Origin of the sequence: Pseudomonas sp. B5(2017), from assembly GCF_002112825.1 — a bacterium.
Classification (GTDB): Bacteria; Pseudomonadota; Gammaproteobacteria; order Pseudomonadales; family Pseudomonadaceae; genus Aquipseudomonas; species Aquipseudomonas putida_Z.
This window is the reverse complement of record NZ_NEIR01000003.1, coordinates 148,242-173,376: the sequence shown is the minus strand read 5'-3', so window position 1 is coordinate 173,376 and position 25,135 is coordinate 148,242. Positions and strand designations below refer to the sequence as shown.

At 59.5% G+C, this 25,135-nt stretch carries 19 protein-coding genes; 9 read left to right on the top strand and 10 right to left on the bottom strand.

The window, feature by feature from the left end:
- Positions 1–40 precede the first annotated feature (40 nt).
- Complete coding sequence (locus CAG00_RS05845; protein ID WP_085663721.1) at positions 41–661, bottom strand: TetR/AcrR family transcriptional regulator; 621 nt, start codon at positions 659–661, stop codon at positions 41–43.
- A gap of 126 nt (positions 662–787) precedes the next feature.
- On the opposite strand from CAG00_RS05845, the gene CAG00_RS05840 reads away from it, so the two are divergent.
- From CAG00_RS05840 to CAG00_RS05820, 5 genes are read left to right on the top strand one after another with little or no spacing between them, the layout of a single operon-like run.
- The gene (locus CAG00_RS05840) at positions 788–2,506 is read left to right on the top strand and encodes a class I adenylate-forming enzyme family protein (protein WP_139832732.1); all 1,719 of its coding nucleotides are present in this window, start codon (positions 788–790) and stop codon (positions 2,504–2,506) included.
- Positions 2,507–2,533: 27 nt separating this feature from the next.
- Positions 2,534–3,571: a zinc-binding dehydrogenase gene (locus tag CAG00_RS05835; RefSeq protein WP_085663719.1), complete on the top strand. Its 1,038-nt coding sequence runs from the start codon at positions 2,534–2,536 to the stop codon at positions 3,569–3,571.
- A gap of 39 nt (positions 3,572–3,610) precedes the next feature.
- Positions 3,611–5,359 (top strand): thiamine pyrophosphate-binding protein, encoded by a 1,749-nt coding sequence (locus tag CAG00_RS05830; RefSeq protein WP_085663718.1) that lies wholly within the window; start codon positions 3,611–3,613, stop codon positions 5,357–5,359.
- 54 nt (positions 5,360–5,413) lie between these two features.
- The gene (locus tag CAG00_RS05825) at positions 5,414–6,844 is read left to right on the top strand and encodes an MFS transporter (RefSeq protein WP_085691868.1); all 1,431 of its coding nucleotides are present in this window, start codon (positions 5,414–5,416) and stop codon (positions 6,842–6,844) included.
- A 28-nt stretch (positions 6,845–6,872) separates the two neighbouring features.
- Entirely contained in the window at positions 6,873–8,363 is a 1,491-nt protein-coding gene (locus CAG00_RS05820) for an aldehyde dehydrogenase (RefSeq protein ID WP_085663716.1), read from the top strand.
- On the opposite strand, the gene CAG00_RS05815 is transcribed toward CAG00_RS05820, so the two are convergent.
- From CAG00_RS05815 to CAG00_RS05800, 4 genes are all read right to left on the bottom strand, one after another.
- A complete protein-coding gene (locus CAG00_RS05815; protein ID WP_085663715.1) occupies positions 8,357–8,980 on the bottom strand; it encodes a TetR/AcrR family transcriptional regulator in 624 nt (207 codons plus the stop codon). The two genes, CAG00_RS05820 and CAG00_RS05815, sit on opposite strands and share 7 nt — an antisense overlap.
- Positions 8,973–9,824, bottom strand: a complete 852-nt coding sequence (locus tag CAG00_RS05810; protein WP_085663714.1) for a 3-hydroxybutyryl-CoA dehydrogenase — start codon at positions 9,822–9,824, stop codon at positions 8,973–8,975. The genes CAG00_RS05815 and CAG00_RS05810 overlap by 8 nt, the downstream gene beginning before the upstream one ends.
- A 47-nt stretch (positions 9,825–9,871) precedes the next feature.
- Positions 9,872–10,648 carry an enoyl-CoA hydratase gene (locus tag CAG00_RS05805; protein ID WP_085663713.1) on the bottom strand — a complete coding sequence of 259 codons (777 nt, stop codon included), beginning with the start codon at positions 10,646–10,648 and terminating at the stop codon, positions 9,872–9,874.
- A gap of 287 nt (positions 10,649–10,935) precedes the next feature.
- Complete coding sequence (locus CAG00_RS05800; RefSeq protein ID WP_085663712.1) at positions 10,936–11,802, bottom strand: aldo/keto reductase family oxidoreductase; 867 nt, start codon at positions 11,800–11,802, stop codon at positions 10,936–10,938.
- A 93-nt stretch (positions 11,803–11,895) separates the two neighbouring features.
- Here CAG00_RS05800 and CAG00_RS05795 point away from each other — a divergent pair, with 93 nt between their 5' ends.
- Positions 11,896–12,798, top strand: coding sequence for a LysR family transcriptional regulator (locus CAG00_RS05795; protein ID WP_085663711.1), 903 nt, complete (start codon positions 11,896–11,898; stop codon positions 12,796–12,798).
- A gap of 490 nt (positions 12,799–13,288) precedes the next feature.
- Here CAG00_RS05795 and CAG00_RS05790 read toward each other — a convergent pair whose 3' ends face one another.
- From CAG00_RS05790 to CAG00_RS05780, 3 genes are all read right to left on the bottom strand, one after another.
- Positions 13,289–14,686, bottom strand: coding sequence for a site-specific integrase (locus CAG00_RS05790; RefSeq protein WP_085663710.1), 1,398 nt, complete (start codon positions 14,684–14,686; stop codon positions 13,289–13,291).
- Between the two features lie 674 nt (positions 14,687–15,360).
- Positions 15,361–16,635: an integrase arm-type DNA-binding domain-containing protein gene (locus tag CAG00_RS05785; protein WP_085663709.1), complete on the bottom strand. Its 1,275-nt coding sequence runs from the start codon at positions 16,633–16,635 to the stop codon at positions 15,361–15,363.
- Positions 16,636–16,787: 152 nt separating this feature from the next.
- Positions 16,788–17,702 (bottom strand): LysR family transcriptional regulator, encoded by a 915-nt coding sequence (locus CAG00_RS05780; RefSeq protein WP_013972367.1) that lies wholly within the window; start codon positions 17,700–17,702, stop codon positions 16,788–16,790.
- 206 nt (positions 17,703–17,908) lie between these two features.
- Between CAG00_RS05780 and CAG00_RS05775 the strand changes: the two genes are divergently transcribed.
- The 3 genes from CAG00_RS05775 to CAG00_RS05765 all read left to right on the top strand — a co-directional run bounded on the left by CAG00_RS05775 (position 17,909) and on the right by CAG00_RS05765 (position 22,186).
- Positions 17,909–18,931: a zinc-dependent alcohol dehydrogenase family protein gene (locus CAG00_RS05775; RefSeq protein WP_025339441.1), complete on the top strand. Its 1,023-nt coding sequence runs from the start codon at positions 17,909–17,911 to the stop codon at positions 18,929–18,931.
- Between the two features lie 514 nt (positions 18,932–19,445).
- A complete protein-coding gene (locus CAG00_RS05770; RefSeq protein WP_085663708.1) occupies positions 19,446–20,831 on the top strand; it encodes a hypothetical protein in 1,386 nt (461 codons plus the stop codon).
- Positions 20,831–22,186 carry an aminotransferase class I/II-fold pyridoxal phosphate-dependent enzyme gene (locus CAG00_RS05765; protein ID WP_085663707.1) on the top strand — a complete coding sequence of 452 codons (1,356 nt, stop codon included), beginning with the start codon at positions 20,831–20,833 and terminating at the stop codon, positions 22,184–22,186. The genes CAG00_RS05770 and CAG00_RS05765 overlap by 1 nt, the downstream gene beginning before the upstream one ends.
- A 188-nt stretch (positions 22,187–22,374) precedes the next feature.
- Here CAG00_RS05765 and CAG00_RS05760 read toward each other — a convergent pair whose 3' ends face one another.
- Both CAG00_RS05760 and CAG00_RS05755 read right to left on the bottom strand, forming a co-directional pair.
- A complete protein-coding gene (locus CAG00_RS05760) occupies positions 22,375–23,685 on the bottom strand; it encodes an MFS transporter (RefSeq protein ID WP_085663706.1) in 1,311 nt (436 codons plus the stop codon).
- 65 nt (positions 23,686–23,750) lie between these two features.
- Positions 23,751–25,064 (bottom strand): L-fuconate dehydratase, encoded by a 1,314-nt coding sequence (locus tag CAG00_RS05755; protein ID WP_085663705.1) that lies wholly within the window; start codon positions 25,062–25,064, stop codon positions 23,751–23,753.
- Positions 25,065–25,135: the final 71 nt, after the last annotated feature.

Below are 25,135 nucleotides of genomic sequence, written 5' to 3'. Positions count from 1 at the left end.
TGTATCTCCGAAACGTGGCTTGCGGCTCAGCAGGCAGTCACTACTTGCTCAGTCCGTTCATCAGCAGATCAACGCACTGGTCGGCGATCTGCTGGGCCTTGAGAGGGCCGTTGGGGTCGTACCAGCGGGCGATCCAGCTCAGTGCACCGGCTACGGTGAAAGCGGCGAACTTCGGGTCGCAAGGTTTGAGCACGCCTTCCTCGATGCCTTGGGCGATCAGGGCTCGGAACCTCAAGTCGATACGACTTTTGAGCAGCCGGAGCTTGCGTCGGCTCTCCAGTGTCAACGGGTCTTCACCCACGCGGATCAGGCACATCCCAAAGTCGGTGGTGACGATCTGCACGTATTCGCCCATCACCGCAATCAGGTTGGCGCGGGTGTCACCGCCGCTCTGCAAGGCCTGAGTGGACGCTTGCTCCAGCCGTTGCAAGCCGATCCGCACGCATTCGAAAAGGATCTCGTCTTTGCTTTTGACGTAGTAGTAGACCGTCGGCTTGGTGATGTTCAGCCGCTCAGCCACGTCGTCTAGTGATGTAGCGTGAAAGCCTTTTTCGTTGAACAGTATTGCGGCTGTGCGCAGCACCGCCTCGCGCTTGTTTTCACGTTCGGCCTGACGGTCTTGACGACTGGCCCAGGGTGAATTCTTGCCTGACGAGTCCATGCCTGATCCTCCTGCGCTTACAGTGTTGCGGGTCGTACCGGGCGCGTTTGGTTACGCGCCAGATGGCCGGCGATAAGGCAGATCTTACTTACGAGTAGCGAGGTTTCTGAATAGTCTGAACAGACGATGCGTGAACGCCCTGGACAAGCAAAAACTTCAGGAACACGCAGGCTGCACCGGCTCAACCGGCTGACCGGCCTGGCCCGAACAACGATAAAAACGAGGTCGGCAAAGATGGTGGATCCGCGCATTGAGGAGTCCAGCGCGCAGCTCGTTACTTGCAGTGAGCCTGCAGCTACCGGGCGTTATGGCACTGCTCTGGAGATGTTTGAGGCTGCCAGAGACCGTGCTCCCGGCCGCCCTGCGCTGCACTATTTCGACGAGCAACTGAGTTACGCCCAGGTTGATCAGCGTGCTGATGCGCTGGCTGCTTATCTGCAACAAAACGGGGTGCAATTTGGCGATCGTGTCGCCTTGTACCTGCAAAACATTCCTGAATTCATGATCGCGCTTATCGCCACATGGAAACTGGGAGCGATTGCGGTGACGATTAACCCGATGAACAAAGCGCGCGAGTTGACGCTGTTAATGGACGACTGCAAGCCGGCGGTGCTGGTCTGCGGCAACGACCTGTATCAGCAAGTTGTGTGTCAGCTGCCGCTGCTACAAGACGTTCTGGTGGTATTGAGTCAAGAGCGCTCTGAACCGGCGCAGGGACAACAGACGCCCGTTGTGGTGTGCATGCCGGGCATATTTACCGCTTGGCAGGGGCAGCGGCCGCTCAGCCCAATGCTCAGCGCCGACAATACTGCAACAATTGTCTATACGTCTGGCACAACGGGAATGCCGAAAGGGGTCGAGCACAGCCATGCCGCCTTTGTGTTCAACAGTGTTGGCTTCAGGGCACATGTTGGCCTCCAAGAACATGCCTCGATCATAGGTATGGCACCGCTGTGCCATGTCACCGGCCTGGTCCTGCACATCGGCATGGCGCTGGCCTGTGCGGGGGCGTTGGTGTTAATCGGGCGCTTTGACCCTGAGTTGTTCGCGCAGGCGGTACACCGCCACCACGTCACCTTCGCAATTGGCGCCATCACGGCTTTCATTGCGCTGCTCAACTGCCCGGCGGTCACTGCGCAACAATTGCAGACCCTGCAACATGTCTATTCGGGTGGCGCGCCGATCCCGAGGTCGGTGGTCGACGCCTACGCGGGCAGGTTCGGCCAACTCATCCGCGGCGTCTATGGCCTCACCGAGTCAACGTCAGTCGCAGTGGCGGTGCCACGTGATCTACACCCGGCCTGTGACGCACAGGACGTATTGTCTGTGGGCAAGCCTGTTGCCGACACTGAAGTTCATATAGTCGACGAAGCCGGACAGGTGCTGCCACCGGGCCAAGTCGGCGAGATCGTCATCCGTGGGCCGCAGTTGATGCGTGGCTATTGGGGACGCGCCCGCGAATCCCAGGCGGCGTTCCTGTCAGGGTTTCTGCGCACTGGCGATGTTGGTTATTTGGATGACGAAGGGTGGCTGTTCCTGGTCGACCGGATGAAGGATGTGATCATCGCGTCAGGCTTCAAGGTGTGGCCACGCGAAGTGGAAGATGTTCTGTACAGCCATCCGGGTGTACGCGAAGCAGCCGTGATTGGCATCAAGGACTACTACCGCGGTGAGTCGGTCAAGGCTTATGTCAGCCTTAAGACGGGCACAGACATTAGTAACGAGGCGTTGATCGAATTCTGCAAGGCGCGCATGGCTGCCTATAAATACCCGCGAACGGTAGAAGTGCTCGATGAACTGCCAAAAACGTCTAGCGGCAAGATCATGCGTAATGCGCTGCGTTGACGCTGCAGATCGACAAGGAGAGAGTGCGTGAAAGCATTGGTGTTTCATGATCCGGGGCATGTTTCGACAGTCAGCAATGCTCAGGTCCCGACGCTGGCAAAAGGCGAAGTGCTGATCAAGGTCGAAGCCTGCGGTATCTGCGGCAGCGATCTGCATATGTTCCGGACTAACGCCCATCGCGAGATGCTGGTGCGCGTTGATGGCGATGGTTTGCAGATCCCGGGTCATGAGTTTAGCGGCACCGTCGTCAAAATTGGCGAGGGTGTCGACGGCTACCGGGTCGGTGACCGCGTAGTTGGGGTCGCAATGGGCGGCATGGCCGAACTTGTGCCGGTGCCGGTCAATCCGTTTCAGCTAGTCCATATGCCCGACAACGTGTCGTTTGCCGCAGCTGCTACCACAGAGCCACTGGCTGATGGACTGCAGATGATCCGCAAGGCGCAGATCCAGCCGGGTGAAAATGTGCTTGTGTTCGGGGTTGGCATCATCGGCCTGGGTGTGATCCAGGCGCTGAAGGCATTGGCTCCAGACATTGGCCATATTGTAGCGGTGGACGTGTCCGATACACGCCTGGCCATGGCGTTGGAGATGGGCGCGACCCATACCATCAACCCCGCCCACGTAGATCTGCTCGCTCAGGCCCGTTTGATCTGCGGTGTACTGCCGATTACCTACCCCGAAGTAAACCCCACTGATATCAGCGTGGTGTTCGAATGTGCAGGTTACCTCAAACACATGAAAGGGCCTGCGCCGCTGCAGTCGGCATTGCACCTGGTTCGGCCCGGCGACGGGCGCATCGTCTGCTTTGGCGCATACGAAAGCGGTTTCAATATCGACCTGATGCCGATGATCAACAAACAGATCACTTTGCTCGGCTCCAACGGCTACGCCGCCGAGGAGCTGGAGCAGGCCTTGCAGCTGATGGCTGAGGGCAAGGTGGACCGCGATCGCTTGATTTCCCATACCTTTGCACTCGATCACGGCGCTGAAGCGTTTGAAGTGCAAGGGGCGGGGCAGGCAATCAAGGTCATGTTCCAACCCAACTCAAGCCCTCAGCAGGGCTGACCTGTTTGTATCCAACAAGAACAAGAATGGAGACTTTACATGGCTAGGCAATCCCTGGGCGAACGCATCGCTGACCTGCTGCTGCAGGAACGCTTCGACAAGTTTTTCTCACTGCCCGAAGTCACCTTCGGCAAGCTGCACCACGCTTTGCATGATCGCGGTGTACCGCTGATCGCACCGCATCATGAAACTGCCAGCGGCTTCATGGCAGAAGCCTATGCTGCGTTCACCGGCAACCCAGCAGTGGTCGGTGCCAACTGTGGGCCTGGCGTGGTCAACCTATATTCAGCAATCGCCAACTCTTGGGAAGAACACCTGCCGGTGCTGTATCTCGGCTCTGAGCGCACTTCCCGGGCACGCAACTCGTCACGCACGTCCAGGTTTCAGGCGCCGCCGAGCCTTGAAGTAGTGCGTCCGATGACCAAGTTCGCGGCCATCCTGGAAGACCCGTTGGAGGCAGATGATCTGTTTCAGGAGGCGTTCCGCCAGCTGCGCAGCGGCACGCCTGGCCCGGTCTACATTGGCCTGCCTTTCGACATGTTGCTTGAGGAGCGTGAGTTTGGTGAGCTGGTTAGCCCAGAGCGTTATCGCTCGGCAACCTTCACTGCTGATGTCAGCGATGCCCATATAGAGGCGGCTGCGCAGATGCTGCTGCAAGCGCGAGCACCCTTGTTGCTCGGCGGCGCGGGAGTGCGCAACTCGCAATCACAGGCGCTGTTCGGCGAGTTGGCCGAGGTGCTACAAGCCCCGGTGATTCTCACCGCATCGGGCCGAGGTGTGCTGTCCGACACTCATCCCAACGTGTTCGATCTTGGCATCGAGCCCGGTGCCAGCCTGTGTCGTGACGCGGACGTCATCTTCGCCATCGGCACGCCGATTGGTGAGAAAATAGGCTTCGGCGGGCATGCCTACTCACCAGCTCAGCAGGGCTTTCCCAACTACTTCGGCGAGCCCGGCAGCCAGCGCTGGATGCAACTGGACTTGGACCCGCACAACATTGGGCGCAATCGACCAATCGACGTGGGCCTAGCCGGCGACATGCGGCTGATCCTGCCACGGCTGATCAATGCCCTACGCGGAGCCAACACTCGTGACCGCGCGACAGCTCTGGCTAAGGCGCAGGCAACTCGCAAGGCGCTGTTCGCGGCGTTCATTGAACCGGCATCAGCAGTCGATACCTCACCTATCCACCCTGGACGTGCGGTCCTGGAGGTGCAGAAAACCCTGCCTGACGACGTCGTGCTTATTCGTGACGGCGGCGCATTCAGCATCTGGATGCACAACTACCTCCAGCACCCTATCGGCGGCTTCATGTTTGCCGGCAAGATGGGCAACCTCGGCACTGGCTTGCCATACGCGCTGGGCGCAGCGCTGGCGCCCATCCATGCGGGCAAGCGGGTGTGCCTGATCACGGGCGATGGCTCGTTCGGCTTTTATCCGATGGAGTTCGAAACCGCCGTGCGCTACCAGTTGCCGGTGGTAATCGTGGTCGGGTATGACCAAGGCTGGTCGCTGGAAGTCCCTTATTACATGCACGTGTGTAAACGCACGTTCGAGGTCGATCACGGATTTGTGCGTCTGGATGACATGGCCCGCGCCATGGGCGGCCATGGTGAGTTCTGCGCGAGTGCCGAAGAGATCGGCCCAGCCATGCAGCGCGCCTGGGCGAGCGGCAAACCAGCGATCGTACAGATCGTAATTGATCGCGAAGTCAATGCCTACCAGATGCCGAACTGCCACCTTTGGACCCGCTGGCATGCCGACAAGGCTGTTTATAGCGACGAATAAGTGCACTTGGCGCGCCTAGAACGGGGCGCGCTGGCTTCGACCCAGAGGTGGATTATGATTACCCGTAATCAATTCGCGAGCGCGAGTGCGCGCCGATGGATGGCCAGTGCCACAGTGTTACTCGGCACCATCGCGTTAGGCTTTTCGGCAACCATGGTGATGGTTGCGCTGCCGGCAATGATGAAGGCATTCGACGTCAACCAGGACATGATTCAGTGGATGGCGACCGGCTTTCAGATCACCGCCACTACATCGATTCTTGCCACCGGTTGGCTGACCGGGCGCTTTGGCTTGCGTGCGGTTTACATCGCTGCACTGCTGATCTTCACCATCGCCTCACTCCTCGGTGCCTACGGCGACTTTGCCAGCGTTGCCATTGCAGCGCGGGTGTTGCAGGGCGTCGCCATGGGGCTGGTGCCGGCAGTCGCGCTGATCACCATCGCGCAGGTGTTCCCCGCGCACGCGGTTGGCCTGGCGATGGGGGTATTCGGCGTTGGTGCGGTTTTGGCGCCCGCCATTGGACCGGCGGTAGCGGGTGTGCTGTTGGCGCCGTATGACTGGCCGGTGATATTTCTGTTCCCGTTGCTGTTCAGCATTCCTGCATTGCTGCTGGCGGTGCGATATATCCCGGATGCCCCTAAAGCTGCTGTGCAAAAGCCGTTTGACTGGCTCGGCATGCTGCTGTTAACGATCTTCATCATTGCACTGCTCAACGTTACAGGCCTGGGGCTGAACAGCGGCTGGACCCACTGGCAGACCCTTGCCTGCCTGGGCCTGAGCCTGTTGAGCCTGCTGTGTCTGATTGTGTGGCAATTGCGCTGCGCTGCGCCCTTACTGGAACTTGAGTTGTTGCGCGACTCCCGTTTCCGCCAGGTTCTGGGGGTAGCTTTGGTGTATGGCTTTTGCCTGTATGGCACCAGCTACCTGATTCCATATTTCCTCCAGAGCGCGGCGGGCTATACACCCGCGGATTCGGGCGCGGTCCAGGTACCTGGTGGGGTGGTCGTGGTGCTGGTGATCTTTGTTGCAGGCGCGCTGTGTGATCGAGTCGGTGCGCGCCGGGTCACCCAGGCGGGCATCGCGCTGTTCGCCCTCTCAAGTCTGGGGTTCACCTTCTTACTGCCGGGCGCTGGCTTTTGGCAAGTTGCGGCATGGTTCACCTTGAGCCGGATCGCGATGGGCATGCTGATCCCGTCTACCAGTGTTGCGGCGATCCAGTCGGTCACGCCTCAGCTGTTGCCTTACGCCTCCACCACCATGAATTTCGCCCTGCAGCTCGGTGGTGCGATTGGCATCAACGTCTTTGCGATCTTCTATCAATGGCGGCTCGATACACCTATTGCCGGCGCATTTGCAGCCTTTCATGAATGTTTCTGGCTGGCCGTCGGCTTGATGGTGCTGGCGCTCTTGCCCGCCACCCGCATCAGCAAAGCGCCGGCCACACAAGGCTACAACGCGGCTAACACGAAGGTTTCATGTTCTTGAAGGCACTTCTTTGGCCTGGGAGTCAAGTATGCACAACGATAACTACACCCATGCACTAGATTCAGCCGCAGCGCTACAGCGCGAGCTGTTTATTAATGGCCAATGGCGGTCGGCCAGCGATGGCCGCCGCATGACCGTGCGCGATCCCGCCACCGGTTTGGATATCACTCAGGTGGCGCATGCTGGCGAGACGGATGTTGACCTTGCCGTGCGCGCGGCTGAAGCGGCACTGCGCAACCCGGCTTGGTCTGAGATGACCCCAGCTGCGCGCGAGCTGATCCTGTTGCGTTTTGCGGCGCTGATCGAAACCCATGCAGATGAGCTGGCTGGCCTGGAGACGCTAAACAATGGCAAGTTGCTAGGCAACTCGCGTGGATTCGACGTGCCCGCTGCGGCGCAGTGGGTGCGTTACATGGCAGGCTGGACCACCAAGATAGAAGGTCAGTCGCTGTCCCTCTCCGCCGCAGCGCCAAACACCCGCTTTCAGGCCATCGTCAAGCGTCAGCCAGTGGGCGTAGTGGCGGCTATCGTGCCGTGGAATTACCCGCTGCTGATGGCCATATGGAAGATTGCACCCTCGCTCGCAGCAGGCTGCACCTTGGTCCTGAAACCCTCGGAGGAAACGCCACTGACGGCGCTGATGCTGGCGCAAATCGCGCTGGAAGCAGGGCTTCCAGCTGGCGTTTTCAACGTCGTCACCGGGGATGGCACCACGGGCGCTGCGCTGGTGCGCCACCCCAGGGTAAACAAGGTGACGTTTACCGGTTCCACCGCGGTTGGCCGGCAGATCGGCCAGCAATGCGGCTTTGATATCAAGCCCGTGGCACTTGAGCTAGGTGGCAAGAGCCCGGTGATCGTGCTGGCCGATGCTGACCCTGAGGCGGCAATCGCCGGCGCCGCAAGCGCCATTTTCTACGACCAAGGGCAGGTCTGCACCGCTGGCTCACGGTTGTATGTGCACAAGAATATCTACGATCAGGTCGCTGCTGGTGTGGCTCAGGCGGCCAGAGCGCTGCGCATAGGCAGCGGGTTCGATGCACAAAGCCAGATCGGCCCGCTGATCAGCGCAAGGCAACGGGAGCGGGTCGCGGGTCTGGTCCAGACTGGCGAGCGCGAGGGCGCAGAGCTGCTTGCCGGTGGCTACCCAGTGCAAGGTGCGGGCTACTTCATGCAGCCGACAGTATTCGCCCATACACGCGGCACGCCGCTTACTTTGGTACAAGAGGAGGTGTTCGGGCCTGTTTTGGTGATCCAGCCATTTAGCGAGATTGATGATGTCCTGCGTCAGGCCAACGACTCCCCCTATGGGCTAGCGGCCAGCGTCTGGACTCGCGATATAAGTCTGGCACTGCGGGTTGCGGACCAGGTCGAGGCGGGGACCGTGTGGATCAATACCCACCTGCCTTCCGACCCGAACATACCGTTCGGCGGCTTCAAACAATCGGGGCTCGGCAGGGAAAATGGCCGGGTAGCTATCGAAAGCTACACCAGCAGCAAGTCGGTGGTGATTGCCTATTGAACGCTGACGATCCGCTTAAGGGCCCAGCGAACCGGGCTCTGGGCGGTGGTCAGTATAAGATCGTCCACCGTTGCAACAGACAGGGAGCTGCCGTCCAGCAACGCGGGGAGTGTGTTCAGGATGCTGACCATGCTGTGCACTGCCACCGCAAGTGCGGCAACACACGGTGCTCCGGGGCTCAGCAATTGGATGTAGCAGTGCTCGTAGCGAGCCCGTAGCTGGTCGAGCACTTGACCGTGCTGTGCGCCAAGATGCCGAGCATCATGCTCGGTGACGCAGAAATACGACGATTTTTCTCGATACAGGCTGAGATGCGCGCGCACCAGCGCCAGCAGCATTTCATCATCCTTGCGTTGGCGGCGTAATAGCGTCTGTGCGTTGAGCCACAGCATGTCGTAGACCGTCTCGCCGATTTCGAAGAGGAGGCTCTCCTTGCTTTCGAAATGGTGATAGATCGACCCAGCCTGAATCCCGGCATGGCTGGCCAGATCGCGCATGCTGACTTGGCCAAAGCCTTCGGCGGCAAACAACTCCACCGCCTTCTCACGGACCAGCATGGCCCGTGAAGTTTCGCAGGGAACGGCAGCGGCACGGGCATTAGCGCGACCTTCACGCATAAAGGTAGAACCCGTGACCCACTTTCCGGCCGAGGCGACCTGCCGACACCATCTCTTTAAGCAGATGGGCTGGTCGGTATTTCGGGTCGCCGAGGCTGGTGTGGAAGGACTCGATTACAGACAACAGCGTGTCCAGACCTATAAGATCGGCGAGCGCCAGCGGACCAATTGGCTGATTGCAGCCAAGCTTCATGCCAGAATCGATATCCTCGGCACTGGCAATCCCTTCTTGGAGCACGAAGATCGCTTCATTGATCATCGGCACGAGGATGCGATTGACGGCGAAGCCCGGGCTGTTTTTTGCGGTAATTGCGGATTTGCCCAGGGCCTCGACAAAAGACAGCGCAGCTGCATGTGTCGTGGCACGCGTCTGCAGTCCACAAATGAGCTCCACCAACGCCATCACCGGCACCGGGTTGAAAAAGTGCATGCCGATGAAGCGCTCGGGGCAACTAACCGAAGCTGCCAGCTGGGTGATCGACAGCGAGGAGGTATTACTAGCGATGATGCACTCGCGGCGCACGTGCTGGTCGATTCGGGCGAGAATCTGCTGCTTCAAGGCCAATTGTTCAGTGGCGGCTTCAATTACCAGATCAGCGTGAACCAATGCTTTGTAATCAGTAGTGGCGCTTATCCGAGCGCGTATCTCATGCATGCTTTCCGGCTGCAGCGTGCCTTTGCTGATTTGCCTTTGCAGGTTAAAAGCAATGCCGTCCTGGGCACGCTGCAGAGCGCTCTCAGTCACATCTAGCAGCATCACCTGCATGTTCGCCAGCGCACATACCTGGGCAATGCCGCTGCCCATGGTGCCAGCACCAATCACCGCTACCGTAAGATTATTCAATGGACATTCCTCGCAACAGATATCGATCTACCAAGAAGGGCGCTTGCTCAGCAGCCTTTGAATACAGGTGGCCGCTTCTGTACGAATGCCTGCATGCCTTCTTTCTGGTCTTCGGTGGCAAAGGTGGAATGGAACAGCCGCCGCTCGAAGCGCAAGCCCTCGGCGAGTGAACCCTCGAATGCGCGATTGACCGACTCCTTCGCCATCATGTTGATGGGCGCAGATTGCTGGCTTATCTGTGCAGCGATCTTGATCGCTTCAGATAACAGGTCTGCCGCTGGCACCAGGCGACTGACCAGTCCGCATCGTTCTGCCTCTTGGGCATCCATCATGCGTCCCGTCAGGACCATATCCATGGCTTTGGACTTACCGATAAAGCGCGCCAGACGCTGGGTACCACCGCTGCCCGGTATCGTGCCGATGGTGATCTCCGGCTGGCCGAACCTAGCGGTATCGGCCGCTATGATGAAGTCGCACATCATCGCGAACTCGCAACCGCCGCCCAGCGCGTAACCCGACACTGCCGCGATGATCGGTTTGCGGAAGCTTGCCAGGCGGTCCCAGCTGTTGGTGATGAAGTCCGAACGATAGGCTTCCATGTACGTCATCTGCTGCATCGCTTTGATGTCGGCGCCTGCCGCAAAAGCCCGCTCATTGCCGGTCAACACCGCCGCGGCCACGTTGTCGTCTTTTTCAAGCGAGTCGAGCAGACTGCTGAGCTCCTGTGTAAGTTGCGGAGACAAGGCGTTCAACGCTTGCGGGCGGTTGAGAGTAATGAGAGCGACGTTTCCGTGAATCTCAAGTAACAATGTTTCGTAGGCCATCGATTGATACCTTATGGTCAGACTCGCGTGATGAATATGCGCAGTTGTCTGAGTTTAAAGGTCAGGAATTGGATGGTAATCGTCTGGACGGACTAAGCGGACACGGAATTGAGTGTTCAGAGAGACGGGCCTAGAGCTCGCGCAACGAAGATCTATTGCCGCACTGACACTTTCTTGAACTCAGGCCAAATTAAACCTTTAAGTATCGAATCCACGGCTATGGGTCATTAAAGGGGGCATCCGCGTAGGAGGCCCCTTGAGTGAGTCAGCTCTATGGGTTAAGACTACTACGCATTGATGCTATTTAGTGCATTCAGTGCTTTATCCGGCAGAACCAGATTCGCTGCTGCGAGGTTCTCGTGCAGGTGCTTTAGGGATGACGTTCCAGGAATCAACAAGATATTCGGCGACCGGTGTAGCAGCCAAGCGAGAGCTACTTGCATCGGAGTCGCACCGAGCTGCATAGCTAGATTGGTTAGAGTGGAGGACTGCAGCGGTGAGAACCCGCCGAGAGGGAAGAAGGGAACGTACGCAATGCCGTGCTGTGCCAGTTCGTCGAGCAGTTCGTCGTCAACCCGATGTGCCAGGTTGTAGTGATTTTGCACTTCGACGATTTTACAGATGCGCTTTCCTTCTAAAAACTGGGACGTAGTGACGTTGCTAAGCCCGATGTTTCGCACCAATCCGCGCTGCTGGAGCTCGGCCAACACCGTGAGTGGTTCTTCTATAGAGCCTTCAGCCGGGCCATGCGGATCGAGCATGATGCGCAGGTTGACGACGTCGAGCACCTCAAGGCCTAGATTGCGCAGGTTGTCGTGAACGGCATCCACTAACTCTTTTGATGACATCGCCGTCAGCCACGATCCGTCTGCTCCGCGACGCGCACCGATCTTGGTGGCAATCAAGAGGTCATCGCGATAAGGGTGCAACGCCTTGCGAATTAGCTGGTTGGTCACATGCGGTCCGTAGAAGTCGCTGGTATCGATGTGATTGACACCGTGCTCAATTGCCTCGCGTAGCACTTCTACGGCTCCAACAGGATTTGTGGGCGGGCCGAATGCCCCAGGGCCGGCAAGCTGCATGGCGCCGTAGCCGACGCGTTTCACGATTCGATCGCCCAAGTGGAAGGTTGAAGAGTCATTCTTGGTGGGCATAGCCAGTCTCCTATTAGGTGAGTGGAAAATAAGCGTTGACCTCTCGTGCGACAATCGGGCAAATTCGGTACAGGCTGTACGGAATCGCGAACAATGCAGATTGACCTTGGCGAGCTGAGCTCTTTCCTCGCGGTAGCCCGTGCAAAAGGGTTTCGCGAAGCAGCACGAATAAGTGACAGAAGCGCCTCCGGATTGAGCGAGGCGGTACGTCGACTTGAAGTACGCTTGGGTGTTAGGCTTTTGAATCGCACTACGCGCAGCGTGGTTCTGACTGAAGCCGGTCAGCGATTACTCGAACGCCTTGCTCCCGCGTTAGTTGAGGTGGAAGCCGCAGTCGATGTAGTCAACGGATTTCGCGATCATCCGATGGGAACATTGCGGCTAAACGTGCCGGTCAGTGCGGCACGGCTGGTATTGCCATCCATCCTTTCGGGCTTTCTCGCCAAGTATCCGGATATTCGCGTAGAGGTGGTCACTGAAGAGAGCTTCGTGGACGTACTCGCAACGGGTTGCGACGCCGGTATACGCTACGAAGAACGACTAGAGCAGGACATGATAGCGGTGCCAATTGGCCCACGCATTCAGCGAATGGCAACTGCCGCGGCGCCTGCTTATCTGGATCGTTATGGTCGGCCGAAACACCCCCGGGACTTGCTTGGCCACGCATGCATCCGTGGTAGATTCCGTAGCGGAGCAATTCCGTCATGGGAGTTCGAGCGCAACGGTAAGCATTTCAAGATCAATCCTGACGGCCCGTTGCTGGTGGCCATTGGCGGCGGAGTCGATCTCGGCATCGACGCTGCAATAGCCGGAGTTGGAATCGTCCATCTTTTTGAGGAGTGGCTCAAGCCTCACCTTGTCAACGGTTCGCTCGAACCCGTACTGTCGACATGGTCGCAAGAATTCAGCGGGCCTTTTCTCTATTATCCCGGACGGCGCCTTGTACCCGCGCCCCTCAAGGCGTTCATCGACTATATCAAGGCGCCGCCCAGCTAAGCGATCACTTTCGCGTTGTCCCAGTTGTTGCCCCAAGACGTAGATGGATTTGCGCAGCTCTACCCGCAGATCAAGTTTAATATAATCGAAACTAACCTGCCGCAGGTTTCTTGGCCACGGCTGCGAAAAGTGTAAAAGGGTACCTATATCAATGCTATTCAAGTGGGGCGTTATAACAAGCGCGAGAGGGAAATTCATCTAACCGGATAGCTGGCACCGGTGCGGCATGCTGGGCAGAGCAAAGTTTCATGAATAATCAGCATAAATCTCCGAGCTTGAAAGGATTGGTGCTAACTTGAGGCGAGACGGAAACTCTACTTTGGATGGTTCAGCACCGCGTACCAATCTGCTCTGAGAGCAACCTTGCTTACCTCACCGAATGCGCCCGGAATTTAGATTATTCCCATTTTGGGAGTGAGTGAATAACCTTTTCTTTAAGTGGCTCGCAGGCCCGAAGCGAGTTCCGTTTCCTGCTTCGGTTAGTTTCTGATTAGAATTCAGAGCCTGAGGCTCGAAGGATATTTTCAAGACGCTCTCCTAGTATGTTCCATGCCTCAATTTTTTCCTTTGCATAGTCATAGTGCAGATAATGCCGGCGTACCTTTGAGCCTCCTAGCAAGTGATTTTGGCAGCGATCAATGATTTCCAGTGTAACGCCGAGCTCCTGCATCATGGTCGCTCCCGTCCGACGCAAATCATGCGGAGTCCATTCACCGTTATTTCCTTGGCTGAGCACCAGGGAGTCGTCGTGATGGCGCCCTGACAGGGGCTTGCTGCGTTTTTTTAGGCTGCACTGTCGGTCGCCAATAAGCTTGCTAATTGATTTGGTATCGACGTGGCTGGTTTCGTCCTTGCTAGGAAAACAGAAGGGCGTATGTCCCGTAATTTGCTTCAAGATGCTGAAATGTTGCAACGAGAAAGCTGATAGGAACACGTGGTGATCTTGGCGTTTTCCCTTATGGCCCTTGGTGGTCTTGGCAGGGATGAACCAGGTCCCCTTTTCGAGATCCAGGTGCTTCCATTCGGATTTCAGGAGCTCACCGATGCGGCAGAGCGTGCCTAGGCATATCCAGACGGCACATTGCACACGTTTGTTGGCCGGGCGGACGCCAGAGTATTTCTGGCCTGCATCCAGAGCTTCGTAGTCGAGCTCCAAACGGGCGAAAATATCACGCAGCTCGCGAATTTCGTCCGGAGAGAGCAAGCGGTTGCGCTCCTCCTGATAGTCGTGATCAAGTAGTTGTTTCACATCTATCAGGTCCGCAGGGTTGCCGTCGACCATTAAAGACCGCCATGGCTTGCGTTTCTCGGCCCAGCGCAGCATCTGGCCTATATCATTGTTGCGAATCACGACGGTGCGGTTCAGGCCGCGGGCTTTCACCGAGCGCAGGACCGTGAGCAAGTCTTTCTCGGTAAGAGTACGTAGTGGCTTCTTTCCGATTACGGGGAGTACATCTTTAGTAAAGCTCCGACGAAGCTCTGCATTCGCATCCTCGCGAGACACACCGTCGCGTATCCAATCCTCGAAGAGTTCTGAAACAGTCTTATTTTCGGCAATGCTCTGCTCCGCTTGAGCAATGGTGGCGGCTACGGCTGCCTGAGCTTCTATGTTGGCAGCCTTGCGAGCAGATGCTGGAAGAATGCCTTTGGTGGTAATAGCCTTTACTTCGTCGCGTTCGGCGCGGATCTGAGCTAGCGATTTTTTTGGCCAGCTGCCTAAGCTCAAATCGCGTTTCACGCCTTCGTGCTTGAACTCGAAGCGAAAAAGGATGGTTACGCCACGCACGCCAGCGCGGATTTTTGCGACCAGTCCACCGTCCTCTCGGAGAACGGTACCGTGATCGTCAGCCGTGAAAGCTTCCAATCTTTTGGCAGTCAGCTTGGCCATTTATCGCCCCCAGCTCGAACCGGTTAGATAGAATTTTACCCCACTTTTACCCCACCGAGTGACTCGGCTGTCGGTGGATGCTGGTGGATCGAGGTGGCAGCCAATCGGGGGTGTAGTGCCCGAGTTTACTGGGGTTTGGCTTGCCATGAATGGCCATTGACATCCATGAAAAACCACGTGAAATGCGCATGGGGTGCAAGGGGTAGAAAGTTACATTTTTTTCGATGAAAGAGTAAGCTAAACAATGAGTTAAGATTACCTCTTGCTAAGAGGTTTTAACTGATGCTTTCTTGAATCTGAAGGGGCGGTCATCCATACAGCGTTTCAGGGGGGCATCAAAAGCCAGAGCGGTCACTAAATCGTCGCCATAGACACGATTAAGCAATTTGATTGTGTTGTTGAGGGTTGGCGTTAGAGTTGAATCCAATGGTTGTAATTCTTAAGTGTAACTTGATGTCGCTCATTCGGTAGGTGTTCTTCCAGGTTTTGCAATTGCGTTTTGCTGTATTGTTTTTGATGGTTGATGTTATGAGGTCTCGAAGTCATTATTTATTGGGGCGGCTATTAGATGTGATGCTGGCTTTGCGAATGAGAGCACTACTGGGGAGCGATTTCCCCCTGAAATAGCCGATGCTAACCATGAATGCATAGGCTGCTTCTAGTTGGAATTAAGATTACATCTCGCAGGCTTTTACGTTGCTGGCGTTTTTGCGAAGTTGGTCCAGAAAGTTTGCCCATTGTTGCGCTGCCTCTCGACGCTGTGGCAGTAGTTGAGCCCTCGCATATACGGCGCCCAGTGCGCCTGGCATGCGGTGCGATAACGACAATTCCAATACAATCGGATCGATACCTAAATGCTCGTGGGCGATGGTGCGGTAGGTGGCGCGAAAGCCGTGGGCAGTAATAGCGTATTCCGGCCAGATTCGCTGGTAGGACTTGGCCAAAGAGGTAGCGTCGATGGGGCGGCCAGGATAAATCGGCGAGACGAACACCCAGCCGTTGCCTGCCTCATCCACCACCCGGCGTTTGTACAGTTCACGTAGCAGCACGAGTGCCTGCTCTGGCAGCGGTACGATGTGTTTGCTCTTGTCCAGGTGCCGAGTTTTACTGACCACGTAACGCCAATCGGCACTGATCAGATCAACATCCTCCCAGCGCATTTTCACCAGCTCGCCCGGGCGTACTGGCAGCATCACCAGCAGGCGCATTGCGGTGGTCACGCTGCTCGCTTCGAGTTCATCCAGACGCAACAGAAACTGACCCAAGTCGGCTGGTCGTTCGATCGCGGGATTGCTGGTGACCACGTGGCGGATTTTGAGCTCCTCGGTGTTGCTCAGCGCCACGTTGCGTTCGACCCAGCCTCGACCTTCCGCGAAGCCGAGCACGGCACGAATGATCGTGCGCACGCGCTTGGCCATGGCCATCGTGCGGGCACGGCGCAGCGTACTGATGATCGAGGTGATGTGTTCAAGTCTGATTTCTGTGACAGGTTTTTCGCCAATAGCCGGCAAGATGTGATTGCGCAGAGCACCGCGAAACCCTGCAATGGACTTACTGACTAAATCCGGAGATTTGAAATTCATCCACTCTTCAGCCACGTAAGCGAATGTGCGTTCCTCGTTGAGCCATTGCGCCTCGATCTTGGCCTTCTTTGCTTTGAGTGGGTCGATGTGATTGGCCACGCTATTGCGCGCTGCTCGGGCGAGCTCACGGGCTTCTTTCAAGCCCACATCCGGATACCTGCCGATCACGAACACGTTTTCCTTGCCGCGAAGACGGTATTTCAGTCGCCAATGTCGCGAGGCTGACTTGCCAGGTTTGAGTGACGCTCGCACCTGTAGATACAGACCCGGTACGTCGCCATCGGCGTACTTGCCCGATGTGGTCAGCGAACGTATGAATGCATCACTGAGCTTTTGGCGGAAAGCTGGCGGTTTTTCGGCGGACATGGTGTGGGGGTATCTTTTTTTATTTTGGGTTGATGTTCCCCAAAGATACCCCCAGTCAAGCTGGAATTGAGTGGATTCGGACGGACGGTAATGGATAAAAATACGGCTAACTATATGTATTTAAAGGTTTTGTGGTATTCAGTGGAACTTGATCAGAGGCTATCGGGATCCCCGAAGAACATCTGTATCCGCGACCGCAACCACCGCTCCGCCGGGTCATTATCCTGCGCCCCGCGCCAGGCCATGTGCAGCTCGAAACTGCGCACATCCAGCGGCAGATCCTCGGCCCGCAACCCACCCGCCGCGGTCAACGCATCCGCCGTGTAGTCCGGCACCGTAGCGACAATATCGGTGCCCGCGAGCAAGCTCCCCAGCCCGTTGAACTGCGGCACCGCCAGCACCACGTGGCGCTTGCGGCCAATCTCTTCCAGCGCCTCGTCGATGAAGCCCGACAGGTCCCCGGCAAACGACACCAGCGCATGCGGCCGCGCGCAGAAGTCGTCCAGGGTGATGGCGCCGGGCACGCTGTCGGCGCGCAGCAGTTTCGGCATGCTGCGGCGCAGCACCTTGCGCTTGGCGTTGGCTGGCAGTTCGCTGGTGTAGCTGACCCCCACCGAGATCTCGCCCGAGGCCAGCAGCGTCGGCATCAGCAGGTAATTGACCCGGCGCACCACCAGCACGATACCCGGCGCTTCGGCGCGGATGCGCTTGAGCAGTTGCGGCAGCAGGGCGAATTCGGCGTCGTCCGACAGGCCGATGCGGAACACCGCATTGCTGGTGGCCGGGTCGAATTCGGCAGCGCGGCTGACGGCGGTGGAAATCGAGTCCAGCGCCGGGGACAGCAGGGCGAAGATTTCGTGGGCCCGGGCCGAGGGCTCCATGCTGCGGCCGGTGCGCACGAACAGCGGGTCGTCGAACAGGTTGCGCAGGCGCGACAGGGCCGCGCTGATGGCGGGCTGGCCGAGGAACAGTTTTTCCGCGGCACGGGTGACGCTGCGCTCGTGCATCAGCGTTTCGAACACGATCAGCAAGTTGAGGTCTACGCGACGCAGGTCGTTTCGATTCATCGGTGCGCTTCGCCTAAAGTGGGGCAGAGGTGAATCTTAAGGCCAAAGGCTGGTACCCTGCACGGGTTTAGGGGGACCAATCGCAGGGAAAGTCAGGTGCCCAATCGATGACAAGCATGTCGACTATTAATGACCACTGATGGTCTAACCGGCAAAGCCCGGATAAAGTCCGTGGTAATTAGAGGTTCACAAAGGCGAGGTATGCGATGTCCCGCATGATCCGTTTCCACAAGTTCGGCGCTGCCGATGTGCTCCGTTGCGAGGAGCAGGCCGAATCGTCACCTGCTGCCGACGAGGTACAGATCCGCGTCGAGGCGGTTGGCGTCAGCTGGTATGACGTGCTCTGGCGCCAGAACCTGGCACCGTCCCAGGCGCGCCTGCCGGCGGGGATCGGCCACGAGATGGCCGGGGTGGTGACCGCGGTCGGCGAAGGGGTCGAGGATATTGCGGTGGGCGACCGGGTTGCCAGCTTCCCGGCCACCAGTGCCAACGACCACCCGGTGTATGGCGATGTCATCGTGCTGCCGCGTACGGCCATTACCCGTTATCCGGATGTGCTCACCCCGATCGAGGCCAGCGTGCACTACACGCCGCTGCTGATCGCCTATTTCGCCTACGTCGACCTGGCCCGGGCCAAGGCCGGGCAGACCGCGCTGGTCACCGATGCCAGCCACTGCGCGGGCCCTGCCTTCGTGCAACTGGGCAAGGCCCTGGGGCTGAAGGTGTTCGCCGCCACCAAGGAGCCGGAACAGCGTGAGTACCTGCTGGGCCTGGGCGCCGACAAGGTGATTGTCACCGAAGAGCAGGACCTGTTGCTGCAGGTTGGCAAGTACACCGATGGTCGTGGCGTGGACATGGTCCTGGATGGCATGGGCGGGCCGCAGATGTCGCTGCTGGGCGATGTCCTGGCTCCACGTGGCAGCCTGGTGCTGTATGGCCTGCAAGGCGGCAACCAGACGCCGTTCCCGGCCTGCGCGGCGTTCCAGAAGAACATCCAGTTCCATGTGCACTGCATCGGCAACTTCACCGGCAAGCCGGAGCTGGGCATCAGCCAGGATCAGGTGGCGCTGCAGCGCGCCCTGCGTGATATCAACCAGTTCACTGCCGACCAGTTGCTGACACCGCAGATCATCAAGGTGTACCCGTTCGAGCAGGTGGTCGAGGCGCATCGCTACATGGACCAATGCCCGTGCGGCGGGCGTGTGGTGCTGGACATGGCGCAACACTGACAGCGGTCTGCATCTATCAGGAAACCCGGGCAGAGTCCCGGGTTTTTTGTGCCTAATAGAGACTGGTTTTACGTTAAAAAAAGAAGTTTCCTACAATTAAATACGACGCGGACTATATTTGAACTGATTGCTCCGTGGCTTGCCGAAATATCCCGCCAAGTTTTTTGTCTTGTACTGTTCCCGTCTGGCAGTCAATGTGTTTTCTCACTTCCGCTGAATGGTTTTTTTACCCTGATCTGTATCTTCTATTCGCTTTGCATCCCTCGATAATGGCTCAATGATAGTTTGCGCAAGGAGCGTGGAATGAGCATGGCTATGCCCAGGCCAGGGCGGTGTATGGCAGCGGCGGGGCGTCGCGACGATGCGTTTTTCTCGATGTCATGGCGACAGTGATGGTTACGTCATTACTTCCAATTAGTTGTAGGAAATTTCTTCTGGAAAAGTTCGGGGCATGTTGATGTTCAGGTCCTCTGATCAACGTGCGCTGGCTGCATGAAGTTGATGAGGTGATCTCGTGACTGCTATTCACGACCAGGCAATGCACTATATCTACCAGCAAGTACTCGAGCGCTTGCTCAGTCATATGTCACAAGCGCAGCGTGCTTCCTTGCAATTGCTGATACAACGGCTGCTGGTTGCTGCAGGCGGGCCCGACTACATCGGTACCTGCCGCTTGCTGGTGCTGCAAGGCAACGATCGCCGCAGCGCCCGGCTGCTGGCCATGCTGCGTGCCGCACAACTGAGTATCGCCCTGCGTGCGCCGGTAACCTTCCAGCTGCGGGTGCTGGTGGTGAGCCTGCCCGTGGCTGACAGTGCCACGCTCGAATGCCATGAGCGCAGCTTCAATGCGCTGTTCTTGCAGGATGACCCGCGGGTGCAACTGCAAATGGTCAAGGGGCGTGAAGTGGTGCCGTTCAGCCGGCATGCGCCTGCCGCGCCCGACAACTGGCTGTTGGCGAGGGAAGCCATGCTGATGTTCGGTCACCTGGTCGACGCCAGGCCCGAAGCGCTGCTGGGGTGTCGCCTGCACCTGGAACTGGCGGCGGCCGTCGGCTTTGCGCTGCAGGCCCATTCACCTGCGGATGTATTTATCACCGCCATCCCTGCGCGCCAGCGCCGCCGGTACCTGGCCTGGGCACGGCGCAGCCTGCGCCTGGCAGGGGAGCGTGGTCCGCATGTGGTGCACCAGTGCCTGGCGACGCTGGCACAGGGGCTGAGCCGCCTGCACGGCAGTATCGGGTTGCCATCGGGTGCCTTGGCGGGGCCGACCTCGGCGAGCGTGCCGCAGAGTACGTCGGTGCGGTTGATTGCCATTGACGACCTGCTGCCGCCATTGCTCGAAGAGCAGCAGCTGGACCTCATGCTCGGTTGTCGCTTCGAGGGGGGGCAGGACGCCTGGCCATTGACCGCGTTCGTCGAGCCGTTGGCCCCGGTGCAGCTGCGGGAGCTGCACGCACGCAGTCTCGAGCCGCAGGGCAGTCGCCCGGCATTGCGGCTGGCTGGCCAGCCGGGCGCCAACAAGCGGCGCGACACGCATCAGCTGCAGTTCGGCAAGGCATATGGCATCAACCAGATCCAACAGGTGTGCCTGCTGTTCAGCCCGTTTGCCCGGCAGGGGAAGAACCTGGAGCGTTTTCTGCAATGCTGGCATGCCGACATGCTGGTGGCGCTGCCATACCTGCATCGGGCCTTGCAGGGTAAACCCTGCCCTGAAGCGGTGAAAAACTGGCTGGTGAATACCAGCGGCCTGCCGCTGGGGCAACTCCGGTTGATCTATGGCGGAGGCCTGCCGCTGGCCTCCTGGCGCCTCATGAGCCACCTGGCCCGTCGCGATGTACAGCTGAGGTTGCTGCCACGGCGGGCAGCGGGGCGGCGGCGTGGTCATGCGGGGCCGCCTTGATGGAGCAATCGGGCTCCGGCGAGTTCGCCTATCGCAAGGTCTATCGCTACCTGGAAGCCCTGATCGACCAGGCGCCACGCAGTGGCCCGTGCCGATTGCCGTCGTTGCGCGTGTTGGCCCGGCGGTTACGGGTGTCATTGGCCACCGTGCAGAGTGCCTACAGCCTGCTGGAAGAAGAGGGCCGCGTGCAGTGCCTGCCCAGGTCGGGCTATTACGTACAGGGCGCTGCCAAGGGGGATGCTGCGGCCATGCCCCGGCAGGCACCCTTGCCGGCACAGCCGATGCTTGAGCGCACCCTGTTCACCCACGAGCGGCGCCTGGCACGTCAGCGCACGCACAGTGTCGCCCCGTGGGACGCGCCCGGCAGCGCCCGCCTGCGCAATGCCGTCGCTGAACGCTATACCCGTTCCTCCCACCAGTACTGGCGTGCCGAGGACGTGCAGCTGGCGCCAGATGTGCAGGCTTTGCTGGAGACTTTGCTGGCGGCGCTGGCCCTGCAAGGCGGGACCGTGGTGGTGCACTCGCCCTGTTGCTGGCAGGTGCTGCGTGCGTTGGCCCGTGCCGACATGCGAGTGCTGGAAGTACCACTGGATACCCGCGGCAACCCGGACCTGCGCGCCCTGGCCCGGCTGCTGGCCAGCGAGCCAGTGTGCATGCTGGTCATGCCATCGTGCCTTGGCATGCCGCAGGGGCGGCTGGTTTCACTGCACTATCAGCAGCAGCTTGGCCAGCTGCTTGGCCAGCACCCTGTATGGTTGCTGGAGAACGACCTGGACAGCGAGCACTGTTACAGCGGGCCGCCGAATACGCGCCTGCGCGATTGGGTCGATCCTCGTTGGCTATTGGTGATGGGGGCGTTCGATGCCGCAGTGGGGAGCGAGGCGCCCTATGCCTACCTGCTGGGCCATGATGCCGTGCTGGCCCGGGCTTTCGCTGAGCGTGCATTTCGGCTTGCACCGCTTCGCCTGCAAGCGCTGGCGCACATGCTGGGCAAAGGCGAAATCGAGGCGCAACTGGTGCGGCTGCGCACCGACCTGCAAAAGCGCATGCAATGCCTGGCGCGTGAGTTGCAGCTGCAGTTCGGCCAGCGGGTGGTGTTGGAAACGCCGGAGGGTGGCCGGACACTGTGGGTGCGCTTTCGCCAGCCGCTGCCGTGGGAGGGTATTGCAGCAGCGCTGGCTGGTTCAGCACTGCATGCCTTACCGGGCGAGCAGTTCAGCCTGCAGGGTCGCTACCAACAGTGTCTGGCGATGGCGTGGCTGGGTGATCACCCGGGGGAGCTGCAACAGGCGGTAGAGCGCCTGGCTCAGGTGCTGGAACTGCGCTGTGGCCGGCCTGCCGGCGCTACACCTTGAGCCGCCGGGGTTGCTCGGGCTGCGCTGTCGTGCAGGGAGCAATGGCCAAGAGCGTGTCACATTCCCTGTGGGAGCGGGCGTGCCCGCGAAGCGTACAACACGGTGCATGGCACCGGCTTCGCCGGTGTTCGCGGCGGTTCGACGCCTCGACACGCCCGCTCCCACAGTTGTTCCATGAGCGCAGCCTGTCAGCAATTCGCTTGCTCCTGCCCTTGCCGCAAGCGGGTACTGACCAGCGCTGCCACCACCAGCAACGCGGCGATGATCCACAAGCCATTGCGGGTACTGCCGGTGGCCTGCTCGATCAGGCCCATCACCGATGGGCCGACGAAACCGCCAAACAGGCCGCAGGTGGTGACAAAGGCCAGCCCTGCCGCCAGGGCACTGCCACTCAGGCGGCTGGAGGGGAAGACGAAGATGATCGACTGCACCACGAACAGCATCAGGGCAGTCAGCGAAAACCCGATCAGGCCGATGAACGAGTTCGCCAGCGACGCCAGCAGCAGCCCGGCCGCCATGGTCAGCAGGCCGCAGAACAGCAGGGTGCGGCAACGGCTCGGCGAGGTGGCCAGGCGCGGGAAGGTGGCGGCGCCGATGGCGGCAGCAATCCACGGTACGGCGGTCAGCAGGCCGACCTGGAAGGGCGACAGCGCGCCGTAGGTGCCGATGATGCCCGGCAGGAAGAAAATTACCGTGTAGATGGTGATCTGGTGCACGAAGTACACCACGATCGCCAGCCAGATCTGCCGGTCGCGGAACATCTGCCCCAACTTGCTCTGCTGCGGTGCGGCGGCCCGCTCCGCAGCCAGGCGGCGCTCGATGTCCGCGGCTTCGGCGGCCGACAGCCAGGGCGCCGAGGCTGGGCCATCGGGCAGTTTCTTCCATACCACATAAGCCAGCGCCACCGCCGGCAGGCCCTCGAGCACGAACAGCCATTGCCAGCCGTGCCAGCCCAGCACACCGTCCATTTCCAGCAGGGCACCCCCCAGCGGGCCGCTGAGGATGTTGGCCAGGCACACGCCCAGCAGGAAGTAACCCGTGGCGCGGGCACGCTGTTCACGGTCGAACCAGTAGGTCAGGTACAGCATCACACCGGGGAACAGACCCGCTTCGGCGACCCCGAGCAACAGGCGCATGACGTAGAACGAGGTTTCGCCCTGGACGAAGGCCATGCCCGCCGAGAGCAGGCCCCAGGTGATCATGATGCGGGTGATCCAGAAGCGTGCGCCCACCCGATGCATGATCAGGTTGCTGGGTACTTCGGCCAGGGCGTAGGTGAGGAAGAACAGGCCGGCGCCCAGGCCATAGGCCGCTGCCGACAGGCCGAGGTCGATGCCCATGCTGGCCTTGGCCAGGGCAATGTTGGTCCGGTCAAGGAAGCTCATCACGTAGACAACGATGAGCAGTGGCATCAATTTGCGCAGCAGCAGGCCGTTCAGGCGCTGTTCGGTGGTGGCGGCAGGGGCGGGCGCCGCTGCAGTACCGGTGAGGATTGTCATTGTTTTTTCCCCGTGGAAAGTGCTGGTGGCGTGCCGCGCAAAGGCGGCACACCCAGGTAGGTGGGTCAGGAACGGTTGATGTCGAGCCACACTGCGCCGTTGGGGTACTGGTAGCGCTCCAGGGTCTCGGCATGCATTTCAATGCTGTAGCCCGGGCGTTGCGGTGGCATGTAGCGCCCGCGGCGGATCACCACCGGGTCGATGAAATGCTCGTGCAAGTGGTCGACGTACTCCAGCACCCGGTTGTGCAGCGAGGCCGATACCGCGATGTAGTCGAACAGGGCAATGTTCTGCACATATTCGCACAGGCCGACACCGCCGCCGTGCGGGCACACCGGTACGTCGTACCTGGCCGCCATCAGCAGCACGATCAGCACTTCGTTCAGGCCACCCAGGCGGGCCGCGTCCAGTTGGCAGAAGTCCAGCGCGCCGGCCTGGAACATCTGCTTGAACATCACCCGGTTGTGGCAATGTTCACCGGTGGCCACGCCAATCGGGGCAATGCGCTGGCGGATGGTGGCGTGCCCGAGGATGTCGTCCGGGCTGGTCGGCTCTTCGATCCACAGTGGCTCGAAGGCGGCCAGGCGGCGCATGTTGGCGACGGATTCCTCGACGCCCCATACCTGGTTGGCATCCATCATCAGGGTGCGCTCCCAGCCAATTTCGTCGCGCAGGATGCTGGCGCGGCGAATGTCTTCCTCCAGGTCCGCACCGATCTTCTGCTTGATGTGGGTCCAGCCATCTTCCACCGCCTCGCGGGCCAGCTTGCGCATCTTTTCTTCGCTGTAGCCCAGCCAGCCCGGCGCGGTGGTGTAGCCGGGGTAGCCTTCGCGCAGCATCTGCGCTTCGCGCTGGGCCTTGCCCGGGGCCTGGCGGCGCAGCAGGGCGATGGCTTCTTCGGGGGTGAGCACATCGGTGACGTAGCTGAAGTCCAGGCAGCGCACCAGCTGCTCGGGCGTCATGTCGGCCAGCAGCTTCCACACCGGCTTGCCTTCGTGCTTGGCCCACAGGTCCCACACGGCATTGATGATCGCGGCGGTGGCCAGGTGGATCACGCCCTTTTCCGGGCCCAGCCAGCGCAACTGGCTGTCGCTGACGGTGAAGCGGTGCCAGAAACCGCCCATGTCGGCCGTGATTTCCTCCAGGGTGAGGCCGACGATCAGCGGCGCCAGCGACTGCACCGCGGCCGCGCAGATCTCGTTGCCACGGCCGATGGTGAAGGTCAGGCCGTGGCCTTCCAGGGCCTCGGCGTCGGTGTGCAGCACCACGTAGGCCGCCGAATAATCGGGGGCGCTGTTCATGGCGTCGGAGCCGTCCAGCGACAGCGAAGTGGGGAAACGAATGTCGCGAACGCTCAGGTGGGTAATACGTATGCTCATGGTCGGCTCTTGTTCTGTTCAAGCACTGGGAGACCTGACTGTAGGTTGTCGAGCGATACAGGCATAATCGC